Genomic DNA, 20,573 nt, shown 5'->3' with positions numbered 1-20,573 from the left:
GCCAGGAGCATGGGACGCCTCCGCGGAATGACGCGGGGGAGCAGTGCAGCACACCGCTCCGGTCCGGCCGCGGCACCAGGGCCGCGGCCGGGATGGATCACACTTCGTAGGCCCGCTCGCCGTGCGAGCTGATGTCCAGGCCCTCGCGCTCGGCTTCCTCGCTCACGCGCAGGCCGACCACCAGGCGGGTGACCAGGATCGCCACCGAGGTCACCACGGCGCACCAGGCGATGGTGACCAGGACGCTGAAGGTCTGCGCCCACACCTGGGCACCGATCGAGCCGTCGATGCCGGTGCCGCCCAGCGAGGCATCGCTGAACACGCCGGTGAGGATCGCGCCGACGATGCCGCCGACGCCGTGCACGCCGAACACGTCCAGGCTGTCGTCGGCGCCGAGCAGGCGCTTGAGGCCGTTGACCGCCCACACGCAGACGGCACCGGCCGCCAGGCCGATCACGATCGCGCCCATCGGGCCGACGCTGCCGGCCGCCGGGGTGATGCCGACCAGGCCGGCGATCGCACCGGATGCCGCGCCCAGCGCGGACGGCTTGCCCTTGGCGATGCACTCCACCAGGATCCAGCCGATCACGCCGGCCGAGGTGGCGACCATGGTGTTGATCATGGCCAGCGAGGCGGCCGCATCGGCGGCCAGTGCCGAGCCGGCGTTGAAGCCGAACCAGCCCACCCACAGCAGGGCGGCGCCGATGAAGGTGAACGGCACGCTGTGCGGCTTGAGCGCTTCCTTGCCGTAGCCCACGCGCTTGCCCAGGAACCAGGCGCCGACCAGGCCGGCCACGCCGGCGTTGATGTGCACCACGGTGCCGCCGGCGAAGTCGATCACGCCCTTGTGCGCCAGGAAGCCGGCCTCGCCGCTCCACACCATGTGCACCATCGGCAGGTAGCCGAAGGTCACCCATAGCAGGGAGAACAGCAGCACCGCCTTGAACTTGATGCGCTCGGCGAAGGAGCCGACGATCAGCGCGGTGGTGATGCCGGCGAAGGTGGACTGGAACACCACGAACAGGAACTCCGGCAGGCCGCCGGCATCGGTGTCGGCGGTGATCCCGCGCAGGAACGCCTTCTCGGTGAACGAACCGAAGAATGCGTTGCCCTCGGTGAACGCGGCGCTGTAGCCGTAGCCCACCCATACCAGCACCACCATCGAGTACACCACCAGCACCTGCATCAGCACCGACAGCACGTTCTTGGAGCGGACCATGCCGCCGTAGAACAGGGCCAGGCCGGGCACCACCATCAGCAGCACCAGCAAGGTGGAGGTGAGCATCCAGGCGACATTGCCGCTGTCGAAGTCCGGGGCCGCGTCCTCATCGGCGACCTCAGCCGCAGCGGCCGCGTCGGGGGCTTCGTCGGCCCATGCCCCGGTCGGGGCCGCAGCCGGGGCCGGCAGGGCCACGGCGGCCGCGTCCGCAGGCGGTTCCTGCGCCATCGCGGGCAGCGCCGCAGTGGCGATTACCGCCATGGCGAGCAGAAAAAGGACACAGAGGGTCTGGCACCGGGCCCTGAGCCCGGCGATACATGACATCTTCATGGGAGTGCTCCGGTGGGGGTTAGAGCGCGTCGCCGCCGATCTCGCCGGTACGGATGCGCACGGCGTGTTCGATGGCACTGACGAAAACCTTGCCGTCGCCGATCTTGCCGGTGCCGGCCGATTGCCTGATGGCGTCGAGCACCGCGTCCAGGCGCTCGTCCGCAACCACGGTTTCCAGCTTGATCTTGGGCAGGAAGTCGACCACGTATTCGGCGCCGCGGTACAACTCGGTGTGTCCCTTCTGGCGGCCGAAGCCCTTGACCTCGGTGACGGTGATGCCCGACACGCCCGCCTGGGCGAGGGCTTCGCGCACCTCGTCAAGCTTGAACGGCCGGATGATGGCGGTGATCAGTTTCATGTTCGCATCCCGATGGTGGGTGGACCGGCTGTGCGGCCGGGGTTCGGTGACCGCGGCACGCCGGGCCAGCGCCCGGCGTGCCGCTCGACATTCCCCGGCCACGCGGCCGGGGCACCGATCCAGGGCTGCACCCGACGACTTGGGGGAGGTCGTGCAGGCCCGGAATCTCGTCTACTTGGGTGTTGCCATGCCTGTCCCTTCCGCAGTGCCCAGGCCCCTGCGTGGGCACAAGTAAAAGCGCCGCGCGGTTTCCCGTGCGGCGCTGGTGTCAGGTTGCGTAGTACAGCTGGTATTCCAGCGGGTGCGTGGCCGCGCGGAACTTGGTGACTTCCTGCATCTTCAGCGCGATGTAGCCATCGATGAAGTCGTCGCTCATCACGCCACCGGCCTTGAGGAACTCGCGGTCGGCATCCAGCGCCTCCAGCGCCTGGTCCAGGCTGGAGCAGACCTTGGGGATGTCCTTCTCCTCCTCCGGCGGCAGGTCGTACAGGTCCTTGTCCGACGGCGCGCCCGGGTCGATCTGGTTCTTGATGCCGTCCAGGCCGGCCATCATCAGCGCGGTGAAGGTCAGGTAGCCGGACTGGATCGGGTCGGGGAAGCGCATCTCGATGCGGCGCGCCTTGGGGTTGGACACCCACGGGATGCGGCACGAGGCCGAGCGGTTGCGCGCCGAGTAGGCCAGCATCACCGGCGCCTCGAAGCCCGGCACCAGACGCTTGTAGCTGTTGGTGCCGGCGTTGGCGAAGGCGTTGATCGCGCGGGCGTGCTTGAAGATGCCGCCGATGTACCACAGCGCCATCTGGCTCAGGCCGCCGTAGCCGTCGCCGGCAAACAGGTTGTTGCCGTCGCGCGACAGCGACTGGTGCACGTGCATGCCCGAGCCGTTGTCGCCCACGATCGGCTTGGGCATGAAGGTCACGGTCTTGCCGTTGCGGTGGGCGACGTTGCGGATGATGTACTTGGTGGTGAGCAGCTCGTCGGCCTTGCGCACCAGGGTGTTGAACTTGGTGCCGATCTCGCACTGGCCGGCGTTGGCGACCTCGTGGTGGTGCACCTCGACCTCGATCCCGGCTTCTTCCAGCGCCTTGCACATCTCGGCGCGCAGGTCGTGCAGCGAATCGGTCGGGCCGACCGGGAAGTAGCCGCCCTTCACCCCGGGACGGTAGCCGGTGTTGCCGCCTTCGTACTCGGTACCGGTGTTCCAGGCGCCTTCCTCGGAGTCGATCTTGAAGAAGGTGTGGCCCATGTCGTTGGCAAAGCGCACCGCGTCGAAGATGAAGAACTCCGGCTCCGGGCCGAAGAAGGCCACGTCGGCGATGCCGGAGGACTTGAGGTAGGCCTCGGCACGCTTGGCGATGCCGCGCGGGCAGCGCGCGTAACCCTGCATGGTGGCCGGGTCGAGCACGTCGCAGGTCAGGATCAGGGTCGGATCGGCGGTGAACGGGTCCAGCACCGCGGTGTCGGCGTCGGGCAGCAGGACCATGTCCGACTCGGCGATGCCCTTCCAGCCGGCGATGGAGCTGCCATCGAACATCTTGCCGTCCTCGAACAGCGCCGGCTCGACGATGCGCACCGGAAAGGTGACGTGCTGCTGCACGCCGCGCATGTCGACGAACCGCAGGTCGACGAACTCGACCTGGTTGTCCTTGATCAGCTTCTCAACATTTTCCAGGGACATCGCTTGCAACCTCGGATGATGGGTATCGAACCTTGAGCAAGCTGCGTGCCAACTATTTGCGCCTCGCAAGTCATTGTTTTACAAGGCGGCATATTCTGGTGCGCCATGCACGCACCAAACAAGTGCGCTCTTGCACCATGCATGACGCACCATTTTGGTGAATCAAGGCGGCCATGCCGTTCGCCAACCCGGGTCGGCGCCGCAGATGCGCCCCGCGCACCCGCCGCCGGGGCCGGGGCGGGCTCACGTATGCTGACCGCCCGCCCCCACCCGCCCGCCATCGCCCGTGTCCGATCTGCTGTCCGCCCTCCTGCTGGGCATCCTCGAAGGGCTGACCGAGTTCCTGCCGGTCTCCAGCACCGGCCACCTGCTGATCGCCCAGCAGTGGCTGGGCGCGCGCTCGGACTTCTTCAACATCGTGATCCAGGCCGGCGCGATCCTGGCCATCACCCTGGTGTTCCGGCGCCGCCTGTGGGAACTGGCCACCGGCCTGGGCGAGCCGGCCAACCGCAGCTACGTGGCCAAGCTGGGCGTGGCCTTCCTGGTCACCGCGGTGGTCGGCCTGCCGGTGCGCCTGGCCGGCTGGGAACTGCCCGAAACCATCACCCCGGTGGCCTGGGCGCTGGTCCTGGGCGGCATCTGGATGCTGCTGGCCGAACGCCTGGCCGAGCGCCGCGGCGACATCGCCACGGTGACCTGGAAGGTGGCCGTGCTGGTGGGCCTGGCCCAGGTGGTGGCCGGGGTGTTCCCCGGCACCTCGCGTTCGGCCGCGGCCATCTTCATGGCCATGCTGGCCGGGACCTCGCGGCGCTCGTCGGCCACCGAATTCGTGTTCCTGGTCGGCATCCCGACCATGTTCGCCGCCAGCGCCTACGCCTTCCTGGAACTGCTGCACGACGGCGCAGCCGGCGGCGAGGACTGGTCCGCCGTGGCGGTGGCCTTCACCGCGGCTACGGTCACCGGCTTCATGGTGGTGCGCTGGCTGCTGGGCTACATCAAGGCGCACCGCTATACCGGCTTTGCCGTTTACCGCATCGTGCTGGGCGTGCTGCTGCTGGCGCTGATGCCCGGTCGCTGACCCGGGTCCGGATACCCGGCCGTTCCGCTTGCGCCGGCCACCGCGGCCGCACCCGCCCCAGGAGGTCCCGATGAAGCGCTTCCCCATCCCGCGCCCGCTGCTCCTGCTGCTCTTGGCCATGGCCGGCTGCGGGCCGGTCCCGACCGGCGGCACCCCGCCGCCCAGGGCCGAGCCCGACCCGCCCACGGCCGCCAGCGCCGACCCCGGTGCCCTGCTGTCCGCCTACCACTGGCGCCTGGCCGATGCCCGCGATGCCCGGGGCCAGCGCATCGAGGCGCTGTTCGTCCGCCCCGGGCAGCCGCTGCAACTGGATTTCGCCGACGGCCGCCTGGCCGTATCCAATGCCTGCAACCGCATCGGCGGCGCCTACGCCCTCGGTCCCGGCACCCTGCAGGCAGGCCCCCTGGCCGCCACCCGGATGGCCTGCGCCGATCCCGGGCTGGCGGCACTGGACCAGGAAGCCGGCGCACGCCTGGACGGCACCCTGGCACTGGCGATCGATGCGTCCGGCGCAAGCCCGCGCCTGGAATTGGCCACCGCCGCCGGCGAGCGCCTGTTCTTCGACGGCCTGGCCACCGCCGCCACCCGCCACGGCAGCCCGCCCGAGCGCATCTTCCTGGAAGTGGCGGCCACCACCCGGCCCTGCCACCACCCGCTGATCGCCGACCAGCAGTGCCTGCAGGTCCGCCAGGTCCACTACGACGGGCGCGGCCTGAAAACCGGCGAACCAGGGAGGTGGGAGAACTTCTACGACCACATCGAGGACTACGTTCACCAGCCGGGCGTGCGCAATGTCCTGCGGATCGACCGCTACACCCGCCGCGACGTCCCCGCCGACGCCTCCGGTTACGCCTACGTGCTGGACATGGTGGTGGAGTCGGAGGACACCACGCGCTGAGCGCCGGGCCGGCCTCGTCAGCCCGGTGCCCGCGCGCTGGCGTTGAGGGTGTAGGTGGCGTACACCGCGGCTTCGGCCAGCACGTGGCCCTGCATCGCGCGCTGCGCGTCCGCGGCGGTGAAGCGCGGGGCCAGCGCCAGCCGCTCCACGCCCAGCGCGAACAGGCGGAAGAAATAGCGGTGTACGCGCAGGTCGTTGAACGGCGGATACGGCCCGTCGTAACCGAGGTAATCACCGCCCATGTCCGCGTCGCCGGCAAACCAGCCGGTGTAGTCGTTCAGCCCCTGGCGTGCGCCCGGTGGGCCGGGGGGCGTGCGCTTGCCGCGCGCCACCACCCCGTCGCTGCAGGATGCCTCGGCAATCTGCCGCACCTGCGCGTCGATGTCGGCCATGACCCAGTGCACGAAGTCCGCGCGCGGCTGCTCCACCGGGATCTGCAGGTCCTCGCGGCCCACCGTCTCCGCCACCGTGGGCGCGTCCGGATCGATGCACAGCAGCGCGAACGAACGCGTGCCCTCCGGCACTGCGTCCCAGGCCAGGTGGGGATTGCGGTTGTCGGACAGTCCATCGGCACGACCCATGGCGTATCGCGCCGGGATCGGACCGCGGTGTTGGAAACTGTCGCTCCAGATGCGCATGCCGCCCTTCCTGCTTGGATCCGGCCTCAAGGGTAGCCCAGCGCGCCTGGCCCAGCGACCGCGGGCGCGGGCGGCACCACGACGCACTGCAACCCGGCAGGCCGCATCGACGGCCAATCCGCCCCGCGCCTCAGGCCCGCACTCCGGCGTCCAGGCGCGCGGCGACCCAGCGTTCGGCAAAACCGTCGCCGGCAAGGTTCTCGATGAACGCGCAGTGGCCGCCCCAGGGGGCCAGCTCCAGCTGCGCGCTTTCCGGCAAGCGCCACTGGCGCAGGTCACTGCAGGGGATCACCGGGTCGTCCTGGGCCATCAGGATGTGGGTGGGCACGCGCAACCCGGCCAGCCGCGACCCGGCGATGGAATAGCTGTCGAAATAGGCATCCACGCTGCCGAAGCCGGCATAGCGCTGCGCCAGCCAGCCGGTCAGGCTGCGCAGGTCCAGGGCCAGGGTGGCGTCGTCGTAGTCGTAGCGCTCCGGGAACAGCGCGCGCTTGCGCTGCAGCGACCGGCGCCACTTGCGGCGGAAATACCAGTCATAGATCGCCGGCCCGCGTTCCATGCAATCCATGGTCCGGGCCGGGTCCACCAGCGGGCACACCGCCGCGATGCGCCGCAGCGGCAGCCCGGCGGCCTGCGCGCGCAGGCCCACCCGCAGGGCGAAGTTGCCGCCCAGCGAATAACCGGCGATGGACAGGTCGCGCACCCGCAGGCGGCACACCAGGTCGGCGCTGGCATGCACCACTTCGTCCAGGCGGTTGGAGTGGAACAGCTCGGCGTTGAGATGGTGGGTGTCGCCGTGGTCGCGGAAGTTCAGCCGCACCACCTCGAAGCCGCAGGCCAGCAGCCGCGCCGCGGTCAGGCGCATGTAGCCCGAGTCGGCGCTGCCCTCCCAGCCATGCAGCAGCAGCACGGTGCCAGCGCGCGCCACGTCCGGGCGCCGGCTGTGCCAGGCCTGCAGCCGCGCGTCGCCGCCACCATCGAGGATGTACTCGGTGGTGACCGCACCGCTGGCGGCCAGCGCCCGCAGGCCGCGGCGGCGGCGCAGCGCACTGGCACCGAGTACCGACTGCAGGTGCGGATTGCGCAGCAGGCCGATGGGCCGGAAATCGTCGACAGTCAGCATGGGAACCTGGCGGAAAGCGCGCCGGCCATTCTGCATCGCGGCCGCCGCAGTGCAAGCCGGCCGCTCAAGATGCCATCGCCGCCACGATGCGTTCGCGCGACAGTTCCGCGATCCGGCGCCTGCCCTCCACGTCACCCGGCGGGATAGGCGCCAGGAAATGCACCTCGGCCAATCGCACCGGCCCACCGAGCAGGCGCATGAAGTTGCCGCCGAAGTGCTCGCGCGGGCCGAAGGCCACCGTGGTCTGTGCCTGGCCACCGGCGCCGTAGCGCAGCGCTACCGGCTGCACCGGCACCTGCGCCTGCACCGCAGCGGTGAAGATGCGCGCGTGGAACGGGCCGACCTGCTCGCCACTGCGGGTGCGCCCTTCGGGGAACACGCCCACCGACAACCCCGTGCGCAACCGCTGCACCATCACCTCGAGCACGCCGTTGAGCGAATCGGTGCTGCCACGCTGGTGGAAGATGGTCTGCCCGCGTGCGGCCAGCCAGCCCACCAGCGGCCAGCCGGCAATCTCGCTCTTGGCCACGAAGCCCATCATCCGCTGGCTGTGCAGGGCCTCGATGTCGATCCAGCTGACGTGGTTGGCCACGAACAGCACCGGGCCCGGCAATGGCGTGCCGACCCGGCGCAGGCGGAAGCCGAAGATCCACATCAGCCCGGCCGACCACGCGCGCACCGCGCGGTCAGCCAGGGTTTCGTCGCCCCGCGGCAGGCGCGCCAGCCCGGGCAGCAGGCACAGCATGGTCAGCGGCAGCGAAACCAGCACGTGCAGCAGCAGCAGCGGGACACGGTAAAGGTAGCGGCAGGTACGCGCGAAGCCGCCGCCGGAACGCGCGCCGCGCCGGTCGGCAGGTGGGGTGCGGTGGCTCATGGACGCGCACGATACCGGATGGCCGCCGGCTTGCGGAACCATGCGCAGGCACGCGATTCATGCATGCGTGCACGCGAGCGGGGCGGCGGCCAGCGTCCTGGCGAACCGGCCACGACGGTCAGGCCGGTCCGGCGGCCGCCACCACCGCCAGGGTCAGGCGCGAGATGCAGCTCAGGCGCCCGCGTCCATCCTCGATCCGGATCTCCCACACCTGGGTGCTGCGGCCCAGGTGCAGGGGGCGGGTGATGCCGGTGACCGTGCCCTGGCGCACCGCGCGCAGGTGGTTGGCGTTGATTTCCAGGCCCACCGCCATCTGCAGCGCCGGATCCAGGCACAGGTTGCCGGCGCTGCTGCCCAGGGTCTCGGCCAGCACCACCGAGGCGCCGCCATGCAGCAGCCCATACGGCTGCAGGGTGCGCGGCTCCACCGGCATGGTCGCCTGCAGCCAGTCGTCGCCGGCGGCACTGAAGACGATGCCCAGGTGTTCGACCAGGGTGTTGCGGCCGAGCCGGTTGAGCGCGTCCAGGGACACGGGTGCGCGGAAGCACATGCGGCATCGCCTTCGGTGGTGGGGACGGGCCGATTGTCGGCTGCCGACAACCAGGATAGCCAGCGGGATACGGGATATGGACGCGGGAAGCCAGCGAACTGCGGCGTTCTGCCGTTGCCGTTGCCCGCGCACCTTCACGCCGGCCCGAACAGCTCCGGCTGGTCCGGCGGGTAGCCCAGCTGCCCGCCCTCCACCCGCGCCGCCGCGCTCCATGGATGCTCCGGCGCATGAGTGGCGTCGAGGATGTGCAGCACCTGGATGCCACGCAGCTTCAGCACGTCGGAGATCAGCGCGCGATGGCAACGCCACCACACCGCCTCGGCGCACATCAGCACGGTGCGGCGACGCGCGGCCAGTTCCAGCGCCAGGCCCAGGCCTTCGGCGAACTCGGCGCTGTCCAGGTGATCGGCATAGCCCTGGAAGGAAGGATTGCGCCAGCCCCCGTTGGGCGAGCCGGGCCGTACCCGGCGGCGTCCACCCAGCTGCGGCAGCCAGCGGTATTCCAGCCCGGCCGCCGGCAGGTTGGCGGCCAGCGCGTCGCTGGCGAACCACGGATGGCGGCGCGAGCCCGGGAAGCGGCGCACGTCGGCCAGGGCCTGGATGCGATAGCCGGCCAGCAGCTCCAGGAACTCCTCCCAGCCGCGGGTGGAGTGGCCCACGGTCCAGACCGTTTCCACCCCGGCGGCGGCCATCTCAGCGGATCTTCTTCAGTGCCGTGCCCTTGTGCATGGCGACATGGTCGGTGCGGTCGCTTTGGATCTCGTACTGCGGGTCGTCCGGGCTGCAGCGGCGCATGTGCCCCTTGTACCCGGTGTCGCGGGTATGCACCTTGACGATGCGCCCGCTGACATGGCCGGCCTCGGAATTCCAGCGAACGTGGTCGCCGACCTTGAATGCATGGGGCATGGCATCGCTCCGGGCGGGGAGATCCATTGCAGCCGATCCGGTGTCCACGCCGCGTGTATCGGCGCGGGCGCCGCAGCTACAGGATCGGCACCAGGCCGGCGCCGAAGGCGGTGAGCATGCGGGTGAAGATCGACTTGGGCCCCAGCCGGACCTCGGGGAAATCGCCGACCGCCACGTAGCAGCGGTGGAAATCCGGGTCGCGGCGGGGCAGCGCATGCGGGCATTCGGGCCCGGGCAGGAAGGCGTAGTTGGTGGCATAGCGCCACGGCCACAGGTCCAGGATGGGCGAGGCTTCCAGGACCTTGCCCACACTGTAGTTCAGCCCCGACAGCACCGGCGGCTTGCGCCGCGGCGCCACCGTCCACGAGTTGCCGGGCGCGATGTCGCGCTCGATGCTGGCGGCCAGCGCGCGGGCGAAGGCGGGATCGTCGATCACCACCGCCGCCTCGGTGTTGTAGGTCTCGCTGCGCGGGTCGAAGTTGTGGGTGCCGACCACGCCGATGCGGCGGTCGATCACCATCGACTTGGCGTGCAGGCCCATGCGCGGCCCGCTGCCGATCACCGGCACCGGCCGGTTGGCGGGGGTGCTGGTCCGCAGCAGCGAGGGCCGTGTTTCGGTGCGCAGCTTGTCCTCCACCTGGGCCGCGCCACTGCCGCGGCTGCCCCCCAGGCTGCCGCCGGGCAGTTCGCTGCGCGCCACCGCCGGGTCCGCGCCGGCCGGTGGTTGCCCCGGGTGCCAGGCGCCCAGCGCCGGGTCCACCGGAGGGTCGGCCGGGAACGGCCGGTACTCGAACAGGTCGAAGCCCAGCTCGCGCACGTGGCGCCGCTTGTACTTGTAGGTGAGCGCGTAGACGATCGGGTTGTCGGTGGCCGCCAGGCTGTTGGTGGACACCACCACCCGCGGCGGCTGCTCGCGCGCGCGCAACTGGCGGAAGATTCCCAGCGCTTCGTCCGACAGCACCAGGTACGGGGTCTGCAGCAGGATCTCCTGGCGTGCCTGGGCCAGCAGGTTGGCCAGGCCGGCTGCGCCGGCACCTTCGCTGGCCTGGTCGCCGTGATGCTTCTCCGGCAGGTCGGCCAGGTAGGCCACTGCGCCGACCGGCAGCGCGCGGTCGGCCAGCCGCTCGCGCACCAGCCCGGTATCGGCGGCGGCACGTTGCATCGCCTGCACCCGGTCGGGCCGTCGCGGTTGCGCCGGCGGCAACCCGGGCGCACCCCGCTCCAGCAGCAGCCGGGCCACGTCGCGCAGGTGCGCCACCGGCACGCTGCGCCGGTCATCCCAGTAGTGGGCGAAGTTGCGCTCCATCGCCCGCGCCGCCGGGCCGGCCACCAGCACGTCGCGATCGCGGAAATTGAACTGCCCGTCCCAGTCGTAATAGTCGTCCTGGTAATTGCGCCCGCCGGCGATGCCGACCGCGTCGTCCACCACCAGCAGCTTGTTGTGCATGCGCTGGTTGAAGCGGCGGAAGCAGCACACCACGCTGGCGGCGTAGTGCAGGTAATTGGGCTTGGCCAGGCCGAAGGTCGGGTTGTAGATGCGCAGTTCCAGGTTCTGGTGGGCGCCGGCCAGGGCGGCCAGGATCTCCAGGTCGGCGATCGCCGAGAGCTGGTCGATCAGCACCCGTACCTTCACCCCGCGGCGGGCGGCGGCCAGCAGTTCGTCCAGGACCAGGCGCGCGCTGTCGTCCTTGTCGAAGATGTAGGTCTGCAGGTCGACCCTGCGGGTGGCGCCGCGGATCAGGTCCAGGCGTGCCAGCAAGGCCTCGCCACCCTCGTCCAGGATCAGCGCGTAATGCCGCGGCGCGTCGGGCGCAGAGGCGGCGAAGGCCTGGCCGGCCAGCGCACGCAGCGGCGAGGGCGCGGCGCAGCGGTCGGCCCGGGTGCAGTCCACGGTGGTGTCGCGCGCGTCCACGGCAATGGCCTCCGCGCGCGCGTACTCGGCCGGCGAGAGGGTGGCGCAGGCGGCCAGCGGCAAGGCCAGGGCCGCCGCCAGGATGCGGAGCAACAGACGGTTCACGGGGACGGATTGTCCCGTATCCACACCTGCATGCGCAGCAGCACGTGGTCACCAAGCACCAGGCGCCAGTCATCCATGCCGTATCGGCTGCGCTGGATGTCGCCGCTCACCCATACCGCGCAGTCCAATCCGGGGCGCGGGCAGGCGGCCGGGGCCACCTGCAGTTGTTCGTCACGGGTGACGCCACGCAGGGTCAGGCGGCCTTCGAGCAGCAGGCCGTCGGCCAGGCCCTGGGCGACATACGGGTCGGAGACGAACTCCATCCACGGATGGCGCAGCGCATCGAAGAAGTGGTCGCCGCGCAGCCAGGCGGTGTAGCGGGCCCGGCCGGGAATCTCGGCGGCCAGCGTGGCCACGCGCAGGCGCACCTGGTGGCGACCGTCGGGCAAGGTATGGATGGCGCCGTCGAATACCGGAAACACGCCCGCCACCTGGCCGCCCAGGCGGGTGCGCACCTCGAAGCCAAGGTGGCTGCGTTGCGTATCGATCTGCTGCGCGCGGGCCGGTTCGGCCACCGGCACCGGCGACGCGATGGCCGCCGCCAGATACCCGTGCAAGAGCAGGAACATGCCGCAGCACAGGCTCCGGCGCATGGGTCCTAGGGCCACCAGAAGGCAGTCAGCAGGCCCATCCCTGGCTCGATCGTGGTGTGCGGCGGCAACGTCAGCACCGCCACCGCGGCGGTCGGCATGCCGCGGTAGTCGCCCGAGCGGCCGCTGTTCAACAGCGCCACCAGGCGCTCCATGCCGGGGTTGTGGCCCACCATCAGCAGGCGCTCGACGTCCTGCTGCGCTTCCAGCAGCCCGATCAGGGTGCCGGGGGTGGCCTCGTAGATCGCCTCCTCCAGCCGCTGCTCGGCGTAGCCGGTCACCTCCAGCACCGCTTCCAGGGTTTCGCGCGTGCGCCGCGCCGGGGAGCACAGCACCCGGTCCGGCAGCAGTCCCTGTGCCTCCAGCCAGCGCCCGGCAGCCTCGGCTTCGGCCAGCCCCTGCGGCGAGAGCGGACGGTCGATGTCGGCCTGCCCGGCCGAGGCGGGCTCGGCATGGGCGTGACGCAGCAGGATCACTTCACGCATGTCGCCTCCGCTCAGGCCTTGGCCAGCCATTTGAACAACGACTCCCAGTCGGCCTGGTGCTCGCGCACCTGGGCGGAGTGGTAGTCGAACATGCTGCGCCCCAGCCCCACCAGGACCACGTAGGCCTGGGTGTCGCGCAATTGCGCCACCACCGGGTAGGGCCAGGTCTTCAGCATTTCCAGCGCCTGCTGCGAGGCATGGGTCCAGGGCTTGGCGCGATTGAGCACCAGGCCGACTGGCAGCTTGCGCTGGCGCACCCGCGGCACCTTGCCCAGGGTGTTGAGGAACCCGACCGTGGCCTCGATGTCCAGCGCCGAGGGCTGCACCGGCACCACCACCGCATCGGCCAGGGCCAGGAAGGCCTCCAGGTCGGTGGCCATGGCCCCGGCCGGGGCATCGATCACCACCTGCTCGGCATCGCCGGGCACCCGGTTGCGCCAGGCGCGGCCACTGCCGTCCACCGGCAGCACCGCGCTGTCCAGGCCGGCCCGGCGCTGGGCCCAGCGCGTGGCCGAACCTTGTGGGTCGGCGTCGACCAGTACGGTACGTTGTCCCTGCAGCGCGCAATGCGCTGCCAGGTGCGTGGCGACCGTGGTCTTGCCCACGCCACCCTTGGAACCGGCCACCAGGATCGTCTTCATCCGCCCTGTCCTTTGCGCATTGGCTGCAGCGCAGGGTACACCGGCCCCCGTGGAGACGGTAGGAAGGCCGCCGCCGCCGCTGCTATCGTGCATCGATCCCCGCTTTGCGCACGCCCATGAGCCAGTTGCAGGACCTGACCGCCCTGATCCGGGCCAACACCCCGCTGATCGTCATCGAGAGTCGCGACGAGGAGCAGGTGGTGGACCTGTTCCGGCAATCGCTGATGCAGGTCTGGCGCGCGCTGTACCGCTGGACCATCACCGAAGGCATGCGCCGGCTGGACCTGGACCGCGAGGACGATGCGCAAGGCCCGCCTGACGCGTCCTCGGTGCTGCGCGCGATCCAGGAGGCCGAGCAACGCGGCATCTACCTGCTGCTGGATTTCCACCCCTACCTGGGCTACGCCAGCCACCAGCGCCTGCTGCGCGACATCCTCCAGCGCCGCCACTGCCAGCCGCACGTGATGGTGCTGGTCGGGGCCAGGGTGGAGCTGCCGGCCGAGCTGGATGCGATGGCGGTGCGCTTCCGCCCGCGCCTGCCCGACGCGTCCGCGCTGCTCAAGCTGGTGCGCGAGGAGGCGGCCACCTATGCCCGCGAGCACGGCGGTCGCCGGGTCGAGGCCGAGGAGGACGCGGTGCGCCAGATCGTGCGCCACCTGCAGGGCCTGGACCTGCACGATGCGCGCCGCATCGCCCGCCAGCTGATCCACGGCGACGGCGCACTCACCGCGTCGGACCTTCCACACCTGGCGCGGCTGAAGTTCGAGCTGCTCAACCGCAGCGGCCACCTGCACTACGAATACGACGCCGCCGGCTTCGACGAGGTAGCCGGCGCAGCCCGGCTCAAGCGCTGGATCGGCCAGCGCCGCGCGGCGTTCGCCGGCAACCCGCCGCCGGGCCTGGACCCGCCGCGCGGGGTGCTGCTGCTGGGCGTGCAGGGCTGCGGCAAGTCACTGCTGGCCAAGGCCATCGCCGGGGCCCTGGACGTGCCGCTGCTGCGCCTGGATTTCGGCACCCTGTACGCCAAATACCACGGCGAGACCGAACAGAACCTGCGCGCCGCGCTGGCCTCGGCCGACCAGCTGGCGCCGTGCGTGCTGTGGATCGACGAGATCGAGAAAGGCGTGGCCGCCGATGCAGGCGATGGCGACGGCGGGGTGTCGCGCCGCGTGCTCGGCTACCTGCTGACCTGGATGGCCGAACGCAAGGCGCCGGTATTCCTGGTGGCCACCGCCAACCAGGTCCGGCACCTGCCGGCCGAACTGCTGCGCAAGGGCCGCTTCGACGAGATCTTCTTCGTCGACCTGCCCGCGCCGGACACGCGGGTGGAGCTGCTGCGCATCCACCTGCACGCGCGCAGCCTGGACCCGGAAGGCTTCGCCCTGCCGGCCCTGGCCGCGGCCAGCCATGGTTTTTCCGGTGCCGAGATCGAGCAGGCGGTGGTTTCCGGCCTGTACGCGGCCCATGCCGAGCAGCGCGCGCTGGATACCGACCTGCTGATGGCCGAGATCCGCGGCACCCGCCCGCTGTCGGTGCTGATGGCCGAACAGGTGGCCACGCTGCGCGACTGGGCGCGCGAGCGCACGGTGCCGGCGGACTGAAAGCGCACACGGTCGGCTCCGTATGGAGGCCGCTGTATCATGCCCCGCCGGGCCGCAGGCCCGGTTCCGCCAGCGCCAGGGCCAGCCATGACCAGCACCGCCGAACTGACCTCGCCCGCGTCCGCCAACGGGCCCGGCGCGGACAGCTTCGACCGCCACTACACCCTCGAGCACCGGTACAGCCGCCACCACGGCCGCATCTACCTCAGCGGCGTGCAGGCGCTGGTGCGGCTGCCGCTGATGCAGCAGGTGCGCGACGCGGCCGCGGGCCTGGACACCGCCGGCTTCATCAGCGGCTACCGCGGCAGCCCGCTCGGTGGTTTCGACCTGGAGCTGTGGCGCGCGCGCAAGCACCTGGACGAGGCCAAGGTGCGCTTCCAGCCCGGCCTGAACGAGGACCTGGGCGCGACCATGGTCTGGGGCACCCAGCAGACCAACCTGTTCCCGGGCGCGAAGGTCGATGGCGTCTACGCCATGTGGTACGGCAAGGGCCCGGGCGTGGACCGCAGCGGCGACGTGTTCAAGCACGGCAACGCCGCCGGCACCTGGCAACACGGCGGCGTGCTGGCGCTGGCCGCCGACGACCACGCCTGCCGCAGCTCGACCCTGCCGCACGCCAGCGAGGACGAGTTCGTCAGCGCGATGATGCCGGTGCTCAACCCGGCCGGGGTCCAGGACATCCTCGACCTGGGCCTGGTGGGGTGGGCGATGAGCCGCTACACCGGGCGCTGGATCGGCTTCAAGACCGTGGCCGAGACGGTCGAATCGTCCGCATCGGTGGACGTGGATCCGTTCGCGCGCACGATCGTGCTGCCGGAGGACTTCGACATGCCGTCCGGCGGGCTGGGCATCCGCTGGCCCGATCCACCGCTGGACCAGGAAATGCGCCTGCACCGCTACGCCATCGGTGCGGCCCAGGCATTCGCCCGCGCCAACCGCATCGACCACACGGTGATGGACGCGCCGCACGCGCGGCTGGGCATCGTGACCACCGGCAAGAGCTACCTGGACGTGCTGCAGGCGCTGGAATACCTGGGCCTGGATGCAGCCGCCTGCCGCGACATCGGCATCCGCGTGTACAAGGTCGCCATGACCTGGCCGCTGGAGCCGCAGGGCATCGCCGCGTTCGCGCGCGGCCTGGAAGACATCGTGGTGGTGGAAGAGAAGCGCGCCTTCATCGAGCGCCAGATGAAGGAGCAGTTCTACAACTGGCCGGCGGCGTGGGGCCGGCGCCCGAGCATCGTGGGCAAGTACGACGAGGCCGGGCAGTGGATCCTGCCCTCCACCGGCGAGCTCACCCCGGCCACCATCGCCGCGGTGATCGGCCGGCGCATCCAGCGCCTGCTCCAGTCCAGCGCGATCAGCACCGAGTCGATCGAGCAGCGGCTGCGCTGGATGGAGGCCAAGGAAGCGGAGATGGCCCTGCCGCGCGCGCAGTTCCCGCGCGTGCCGCACTACTGCTCCGGCTGCCCGCACAACACCTCCACGGTGGTGCCGGAGGGCTCGCGCGCACTGGCCGGGATCGGCTGCCACTACATGGTGACCTGGATGGACCGGGCCACCGAGACCTACACCCACATGGGCGGCGAGGGCGTGACCTGGGCCGGGCAGGCGCCGTTCACCGACACCACGCACGTGTTCCAGAACCTGGGCGATGGCACCTACTTCCACAGCGGCTCGCTGGCGATCCGCCAGGCCGTGGCGGCCAAGGTGAACATCACCTACAAGATCCTCTACAACGATGCGGTGGCCATGACCGGCGGCCAGCCGGTGGACGGCACCCTGAGCGTGCCGGGCATCGCCTGGCAGATGCGCGCCGAGGGCATCGACACCATCGTCGTGGTCAGCGACGACATCGGCAAATGGCACCGGCACGAGCAGTTCCCGCCCGGGGTGGAGTTCCACGACCGCGCCGAGCTGGACGCGGTGCAGCAGCGCCTGCGCCAGGTGCGCGGGGTGAGCATCCTGATCTACGACCAGACCTGCGCCACCGAGCTGCGGCGCCGGCGCAAGCGCGGCCTGCTGGCAGACCCGCCCAAGCGGGTGCTGATCAACAGCCTGGTGTGCGAGGGGTGCGGCGACTGCGGGCAGAAGAGCTTCTGCGTGTCGGTGCTGCCGCAGGAAACCGAGTTCGGGCGCAAGCGCCAGATCGACCAGTCCAACTGCAACAAGGACTACTCCTGCGTGCAGGGCTTCTGCCCGAGCTTCGTCACCGTGCACGGCGGCGCGCTGCGCAAGGGGCCGCGCGCCGACACGGCCGCACTGCTGGAGGACCTGCCCGAGCCGGAATTGCGCGCGAACCTGGACCGGCCCTGGAACATCCTGATCACCGGCGTGGGCGGCACCGGCGTGGTCACCATCGGCGCGCTGCTGGGCATGGCCGGACACCTGGAAGGCAAGGGTGCGACGGTCCTGGACCAGACCGGACTGGCGCAGAAGGGCGGCGCGGTCACCACCCATGTGCGGCTGGCGCAAGCGCCGGCGGACATCCATGCGGTGCGCATCGCCGCCGGCGAGGCCGACCTGGTGCTGGGCTGCGACATGGTGGTGGTCAACGACTACTGGGCGCTTTCCAAGGTGCGCGCCGACCGTGCCGAGGTGGTGCTCAACACCTACCAGGCCATGCCCGGCAGCTTCACCATGCGCCCGGACCTGCACTTCCCCGCCGCCGACATCATCGCCGGCGTGACCCTGGCCCTGGGCGGGCGCGAGCCGCGCCTGCTGGACGCCACCCGGCTGGCCACGGCGCTGCTGGGCAATGCCATTGCCGCCAACCTGTTCATGCTCGGCCATGCCTGGCAGCTGGGCCTGGTGCCGGTGTCGCGGCAGGCGCTGATGCGCGCGATCGAACTCAATGGCGCGGCCGTGGACATGAACCGCCAGGCCTTCGCCTGGGGCCGGCTGTCGGCATTGGACCCGCAGGCGGTGGCCGCCGCCGCCGGGCTGGCACGGCCTCCAGCGGCCAACGACGAAGACCGGCCCGGCGACCTGCACCAATTGCCACCCGGTGACTGGGAAGGCAGCGAATGGGGCAGCACCAGTGCGCCGCGCGCAACGCGTGCCGCGCACCAATGGCGCGGCCTGCCCGAACACGATGGCGGATCCGGCGACGATGGCGCATCGCCGCTGGACGACCTGCAGCTGTCGCGCAGCCTGGACGAGCTGATCGATCGCCGCGCACGCTTCCTTACCCAGTACCAGGACGCGGCCTATGCGCACCGGTATGCGGCGCTGGTGGCCAAGGTGCGTGCGGCCGAACAGGCGCGCGCACCGGGTTCGACCGCACTGGCCGAGGCGGTCGCGCGCTATGCATTCAAGCTGATGGCCTACAAGGACGAGTACGAGGTCGCGCGGCTGTACACCAGCGGCGAGTTCGCCCACCGCCTGCGCCAGCAGTTCGAGGGCGACTACAGCCTGCGCTTCCACCTGGCACCGCCGCTGCTGGCGAAGAAGGATGCGCACGGCCGCCTGCTCAAGCGCGAATACGGCCCGTGGGTATTCACCGCGTTCCGCTGGCTGGCGAAGCTGCGCGTGCTGCGCGGCACCGCATTGGACCCGTTCGGATACACCGCCGAGCGGCGCCTGGAACGCCGGCTGGTGGAGGACTACTTCGCCACCATCGACCACCTGCTGCCGTCACTGCACGCCGGCAACGTGGCCCTGGCCGCGCAGATCGCCAGCATCCCCGAGCACATCCGCGGCTACGGTCACGTCAAGCACGCCCACCTGGAAGCGGCCAGGGCGCGCGAGGTGGAGTTGCTGCGCCAGTGGGACGCCGGGCAACCGGCCGCCGGGGCACCGGCCGCCTGAGCCCGGCGGCGCGGCACCGGGACAAGACGGCCGGTTGCGGTCTACTCGGCGAGGCGGGTGAAGCGGGTCACGTTGCCGCCTTCGGCCACTGTCACCGCATCGGCCGGATCCGGGCCTGGAGTGAACTCCAGGGTCGCGTCGATCGCGGTCAGGAAGAACCGGTCCGGCGATTCGGCATGGATGTCCAGTGGCGGATACCCGGTCAGCTGTGCCGTGGGCTTCCCGTCCACCACGGCGACGGTCAGCACCAGGCCGTCGAGTGCATAGCGGCCCAACACGCGTTCCAGTGCTGCGGCTGGCAGTTCCACCGTCACCCGGGCGGCCGGCAGCGGCTCATCGGTACGGCCCATGTGCTCGCCCGGACCCTCGTCGTCCGGGTACAGGCGCAACCCGGCTACCGCCCCGGCCGCGTCGCGCTCGAAGCCCAGCCGCGACAGCCCGGTCTCGAACAGGAACTGGTCCTGCCCCACCGGCAGCAGGCGCTGCACCGGCCCGCCGGCCTGGCGCAGGGTGAGGTGGCCCTGGTCCACGCGCACCTGCCGCGCGTTGGACGGATCGGTCCGGTACACGCCTTCGTAGGCAGCCAGTTGCGCCGGCTCCAGGGGAACGGCCACCTTCTCGGCATAAGGCTTGCCCAGGGCATGGGCAGCGATCCGGTGCGCCAGCTCGGCCGTGCCGGGCATCGGCGGCAGCGTGCCATCGGCGTTGTAGAGCACGATCACGCTCAGGTCCGCCGACGGCACGTAGGCCAGGTGCGCCAGGAACCCGAAGATGCCGCCGCCATGCTGCAGGATTTCGGTGCCGCGAAAGGGTTGGCGCAGGATCCCGAAGCCGTAGGGTTCACGCGCGCCGGGCGCGGGCGTGACCATCTGCCGGTACAGGCCGGCATCCACGGCGCCGCCGCCATGCAGCGCGCGGTTCCACGCCAGCAGGTCGTCCAGGGTGGAGGCCAGGCCGCCAGCGGCGTGGGGCTGGGTCATGCTCATGTAGCGCGCATGCGTCCAGGTGCCGCTCTCCGGGGTGTAGCCGGTGACATGCCCTGCAACCAGCGCATCGGCCTGGTTGGCATGCCCGGTGCGCTGCAACTGCAGCGGCTGGAACAGCGCCTGGTCCAGGTAGGCGTGCCAGGGCATGCCGCTGGCCGCTTCGATCACCGCCCCGAGCAGGACGTAGCCCGAATTGCTGTAGCGCCACCCCTCGCCCGGGGCAAAGTCCGGCGGCTGGTCGCGGAAGCTTGCGATGAGCTGCGCGGTGGTGACATCGCGCTGGATCTGGCCGTCCATCAGCCCCGGAATGTCGGTATAGCTGCGCACGCCCGAGGTGTGGTTGAGCAGCATCCGCAGGGTGATCCTCCCGCCGTCCGGATATCCGGGAACGAAACGCTCCAACGGGTCGTCTAGGCCGAGGCGGCCCTCGGCGGCCAGCTTGAGTACCCCTGCGGCGGCGAACTGCTTGGTGACCGAACCGATGCGGAATGCATGGTCCGCAGACAGCGGCACGCCCAGCTCGATGTTGGCCATGCCCCGCGCATCGCGGTAGACCACGCGATCACCGCGCGCCACCAGCACGGCAAGACCGGGACTGTGCGCAGGGTCGGGCACGGCCTGGTGCAACAGCGTCCGGGAATGACGCGCGACGGCCGCATCATCGGGAACCGACGCTGGCGCGGCCAAGGCCGGGACCGGGCTGGTGGCGAAGAGAAGTGCAATTACCAGGGAACGCATGGAGCCTCCTGTAGTGGTGTCATATATAACTATGACAGCAGCACAGACTCACT

At 70.7% G+C, this 20,573-nt stretch carries 18 protein-coding genes; 4 read left to right on the top strand and 14 right to left on the bottom strand.

Features of this window, described 5'->3' with window-relative positions; all coding sequences use genetic code 11:
* Positions 1–97 precede the first annotated feature (97 nt).
* The 3 genes from ACEJ41_RS00190 to glnA all read right to left on the bottom strand — a co-directional run bounded on the left by ACEJ41_RS00190 (position 98) and on the right by glnA (position 3,585).
* Complete coding sequence (locus ACEJ41_RS00190; RefSeq protein WP_374012798.1) at positions 98–1,549, bottom strand: ammonium transporter; 1,452 nt, start codon at positions 1,547–1,549, stop codon at positions 98–100.
* 19 nt (positions 1,550–1,568) lie between these two features.
* A complete protein-coding gene (locus ACEJ41_RS00185) occupies positions 1,569–1,907 on the bottom strand; it encodes a P-II family nitrogen regulator (protein WP_374012797.1) in 339 nt (112 codons plus the stop codon).
* Positions 1,908–2,175: 268 nt separating this feature from the next.
* Positions 2,176–3,585: a type I glutamate--ammonia ligase gene (glnA, locus tag ACEJ41_RS00180; RefSeq protein ID WP_374012796.1), complete on the bottom strand. Its 1,410-nt coding sequence runs from the start codon at positions 3,583–3,585 to the stop codon at positions 2,176–2,178.
* A gap of 286 nt (positions 3,586–3,871) precedes the next feature.
* On the opposite strand from glnA, the gene ACEJ41_RS00175 reads away from it, so the two are divergent.
* Both ACEJ41_RS00175 and ACEJ41_RS00170 read left to right on the top strand, forming a co-directional pair.
* Positions 3,872–4,663: an undecaprenyl-diphosphate phosphatase gene (locus tag ACEJ41_RS00175; RefSeq protein ID WP_374012795.1), complete on the top strand. Its 792-nt coding sequence runs from the start codon at positions 3,872–3,874 to the stop codon at positions 4,661–4,663.
* Positions 4,664–4,733: 70 nt separating this feature from the next.
* The gene (locus ACEJ41_RS00170) at positions 4,734–5,561 is read left to right on the top strand and encodes a DUF4377 domain-containing protein (protein WP_374012794.1); all 828 of its coding nucleotides are present in this window, start codon (positions 4,734–4,736) and stop codon (positions 5,559–5,561) included.
* A gap of 17 nt (positions 5,562–5,578) precedes the next feature.
* Here the strand turns inward: ACEJ41_RS00170 and ACEJ41_RS00165 are convergent, their stop codons facing one another.
* The 10 genes from ACEJ41_RS00165 to ACEJ41_RS00120 form a co-directional block, all read right to left on the bottom strand.
* Positions 5,579–6,199: a YbhB/YbcL family Raf kinase inhibitor-like protein gene (locus ACEJ41_RS00165; RefSeq protein ID WP_374012793.1), complete on the bottom strand. Its 621-nt coding sequence runs from the start codon at positions 6,197–6,199 to the stop codon at positions 5,579–5,581.
* A gap of 130 nt (positions 6,200–6,329) precedes the next feature.
* Positions 6,330–7,322, bottom strand: a complete 993-nt coding sequence (locus tag ACEJ41_RS00160) for a YheT family hydrolase (protein ID WP_374012792.1) — start codon at positions 7,320–7,322, stop codon at positions 6,330–6,332.
* Between the two features lie 64 nt (positions 7,323–7,386).
* Complete coding sequence (locus ACEJ41_RS00155) at positions 7,387–8,196, bottom strand: lysophospholipid acyltransferase family protein (RefSeq protein ID WP_374012791.1); 810 nt, start codon at positions 8,194–8,196, stop codon at positions 7,387–7,389.
* 118 nt (positions 8,197–8,314) lie between these two features.
* Positions 8,315–8,746 carry a hotdog fold thioesterase gene (locus ACEJ41_RS00150; RefSeq protein ID WP_374012790.1) on the bottom strand — a complete coding sequence of 144 codons (432 nt, stop codon included), beginning with the start codon at positions 8,744–8,746 and terminating at the stop codon, positions 8,315–8,317.
* Positions 8,747–8,880: 134 nt separating this feature from the next.
* Positions 8,881–9,438 carry a DUF488 family protein gene (locus ACEJ41_RS00145; RefSeq protein WP_374012789.1) on the bottom strand — a complete coding sequence of 186 codons (558 nt, stop codon included), beginning with the start codon at positions 9,436–9,438 and terminating at the stop codon, positions 8,881–8,883.
* Position 9,439: 1 nt separating this feature from the next.
* Complete coding sequence (locus ACEJ41_RS00140; RefSeq protein WP_374012788.1) at positions 9,440–9,652, bottom strand: DUF2945 domain-containing protein; 213 nt, start codon at positions 9,650–9,652, stop codon at positions 9,440–9,442.
* Positions 9,653–9,728: 76 nt separating this feature from the next.
* Positions 9,729–11,669: a phospholipase D family protein gene (locus ACEJ41_RS00135; RefSeq protein WP_374012787.1), complete on the bottom strand. Its 1,941-nt coding sequence runs from the start codon at positions 11,667–11,669 to the stop codon at positions 9,729–9,731.
* Entirely contained in the window at positions 11,666–12,238 is a 573-nt protein-coding gene (locus ACEJ41_RS00130) for a YceI family protein (protein WP_374012786.1), read from the bottom strand. The genes ACEJ41_RS00135 and ACEJ41_RS00130 overlap by 4 nt, the downstream gene beginning before the upstream one ends.
* 29 nt (positions 12,239–12,267) lie before the next feature.
* The gene (locus ACEJ41_RS00125; protein WP_374012785.1) at positions 12,268–12,744 is read right to left on the bottom strand and encodes a histidine phosphatase family protein; all 477 of its coding nucleotides are present in this window, start codon (positions 12,742–12,744) and stop codon (positions 12,268–12,270) included.
* A gap of 11 nt (positions 12,745–12,755) precedes the next feature.
* Positions 12,756–13,385, bottom strand: a complete 630-nt coding sequence (locus ACEJ41_RS00120) for an AAA family ATPase (protein ID WP_374012784.1) — start codon at positions 13,383–13,385, stop codon at positions 12,756–12,758.
* 116 nt (positions 13,386–13,501) lie between these two features.
* On the opposite strand from ACEJ41_RS00120, the gene ACEJ41_RS00115 reads away from it, so the two are divergent.
* Complete coding sequence (locus ACEJ41_RS00115; RefSeq protein ID WP_374012783.1) at positions 13,502–14,986, top strand: AAA family ATPase; 1,485 nt, start codon at positions 13,502–13,504, stop codon at positions 14,984–14,986.
* Between the two features lie 87 nt (positions 14,987–15,073).
* A complete protein-coding gene (locus ACEJ41_RS00110; protein WP_374012782.1) occupies positions 15,074–18,796 on the top strand; it encodes an indolepyruvate ferredoxin oxidoreductase family protein in 3,723 nt (1,240 codons plus the stop codon).
* A 41-nt stretch (positions 18,797–18,837) separates the two neighbouring features.
* On the opposite strand, the gene ACEJ41_RS00105 is transcribed toward ACEJ41_RS00110, so the two are convergent.
* On the bottom strand, positions 18,838–20,397 hold the full coding sequence (locus tag ACEJ41_RS00105; protein ID WP_374012781.1) for a serine hydrolase: 1,560 nt from the start codon (positions 20,395–20,397) through the stop codon (positions 18,838–18,840).
* Between the last annotated feature and the right edge of the window lie 176 nt (positions 20,398–20,573).

Source organism: Pseudoxanthomonas koreensis (genome assembly GCF_041890415.1).
GTDB classification, from domain to species: Bacteria; Pseudomonadota; Gammaproteobacteria; order Xanthomonadales; family Xanthomonadaceae; genus Pseudoxanthomonas; species Pseudoxanthomonas koreensis_A.
This window is presented reverse-complemented; position numbering and strand designations above follow the sequence as displayed.

Coding starts and splice junctions, on each gene's coding strand:
- ACEJ41_RS00190 (WP_374012798.1), bottom strand. CDS start 1,549: ATGAAGATGTCATGTATCGCCGGGCTCAGGGCCCGGTGCCAGACCCTC.
- ACEJ41_RS00185 (WP_374012797.1), bottom strand. CDS start 1,907: ATGAAACTGATCACCGCCATCATCCGGCCGTTCAAGCTTGACGAGGTG.
- glnA (WP_374012796.1), bottom strand. CDS start 3,585: ATGTCCCTGGAAAATGTTGAGAAGCTGATCAAGGACAACCAGGTCGAG.
- ACEJ41_RS00170 (WP_374012794.1), top strand. CDS start 4,734: ATGAAGCGCTTCCCCATCCCGCGCCCGCTGCTCCTGCTGCTCTTGGCC.
- ACEJ41_RS00165 (WP_374012793.1), bottom strand. CDS start 6,199: ATGCGCATCTGGAGCGACAGTTTCCAACACCGCGGTCCGATCCCGGCG.
- ACEJ41_RS00160 (WP_374012792.1), bottom strand. CDS start 7,322: ATGCTGACTGTCGACGATTTCCGGCCCATCGGCCTGCTGCGCAATCCG.
- ACEJ41_RS00155 (WP_374012791.1), bottom strand. CDS start 8,196: ATGAGCCACCGCACCCCACCTGCCGACCGGCGCGGCGCGCGTTCCGGC.
- ACEJ41_RS00150 (WP_374012790.1), bottom strand. CDS start 8,746: ATGTGCTTCCGCGCACCCGTGTCCCTGGACGCGCTCAACCGGCTCGGC.
- ACEJ41_RS00145 (WP_374012789.1), bottom strand. CDS start 9,438: ATGGCCGCCGCCGGGGTGGAAACGGTCTGGACCGTGGGCCACTCCACC.
- ACEJ41_RS00140 (WP_374012788.1), bottom strand. CDS start 9,652: ATGCCCCATGCATTCAAGGTCGGCGACCACGTTCGCTGGAATTCCGAG.
- ACEJ41_RS00130 (WP_374012786.1), bottom strand. CDS start 12,238: ATGTTCCTGCTCTTGCACGGGTATCTGGCGGCGGCCATCGCGTCGCCG.
- ACEJ41_RS00125 (WP_374012785.1), bottom strand. CDS start 12,744: ATGCGTGAAGTGATCCTGCTGCGTCACGCCCATGCCGAGCCCGCCTCG.
- ACEJ41_RS00120 (WP_374012784.1), bottom strand. CDS start 13,385: ATGAAGACGATCCTGGTGGCCGGTTCCAAGGGTGGCGTGGGCAAGACC.
- ACEJ41_RS00115 (WP_374012783.1), top strand. CDS start 13,502: ATGAGCCAGTTGCAGGACCTGACCGCCCTGATCCGGGCCAACACCCCG.
- ACEJ41_RS00110 (WP_374012782.1), top strand. CDS start 15,074: ATGACCAGCACCGCCGAACTGACCTCGCCCGCGTCCGCCAACGGGCCC.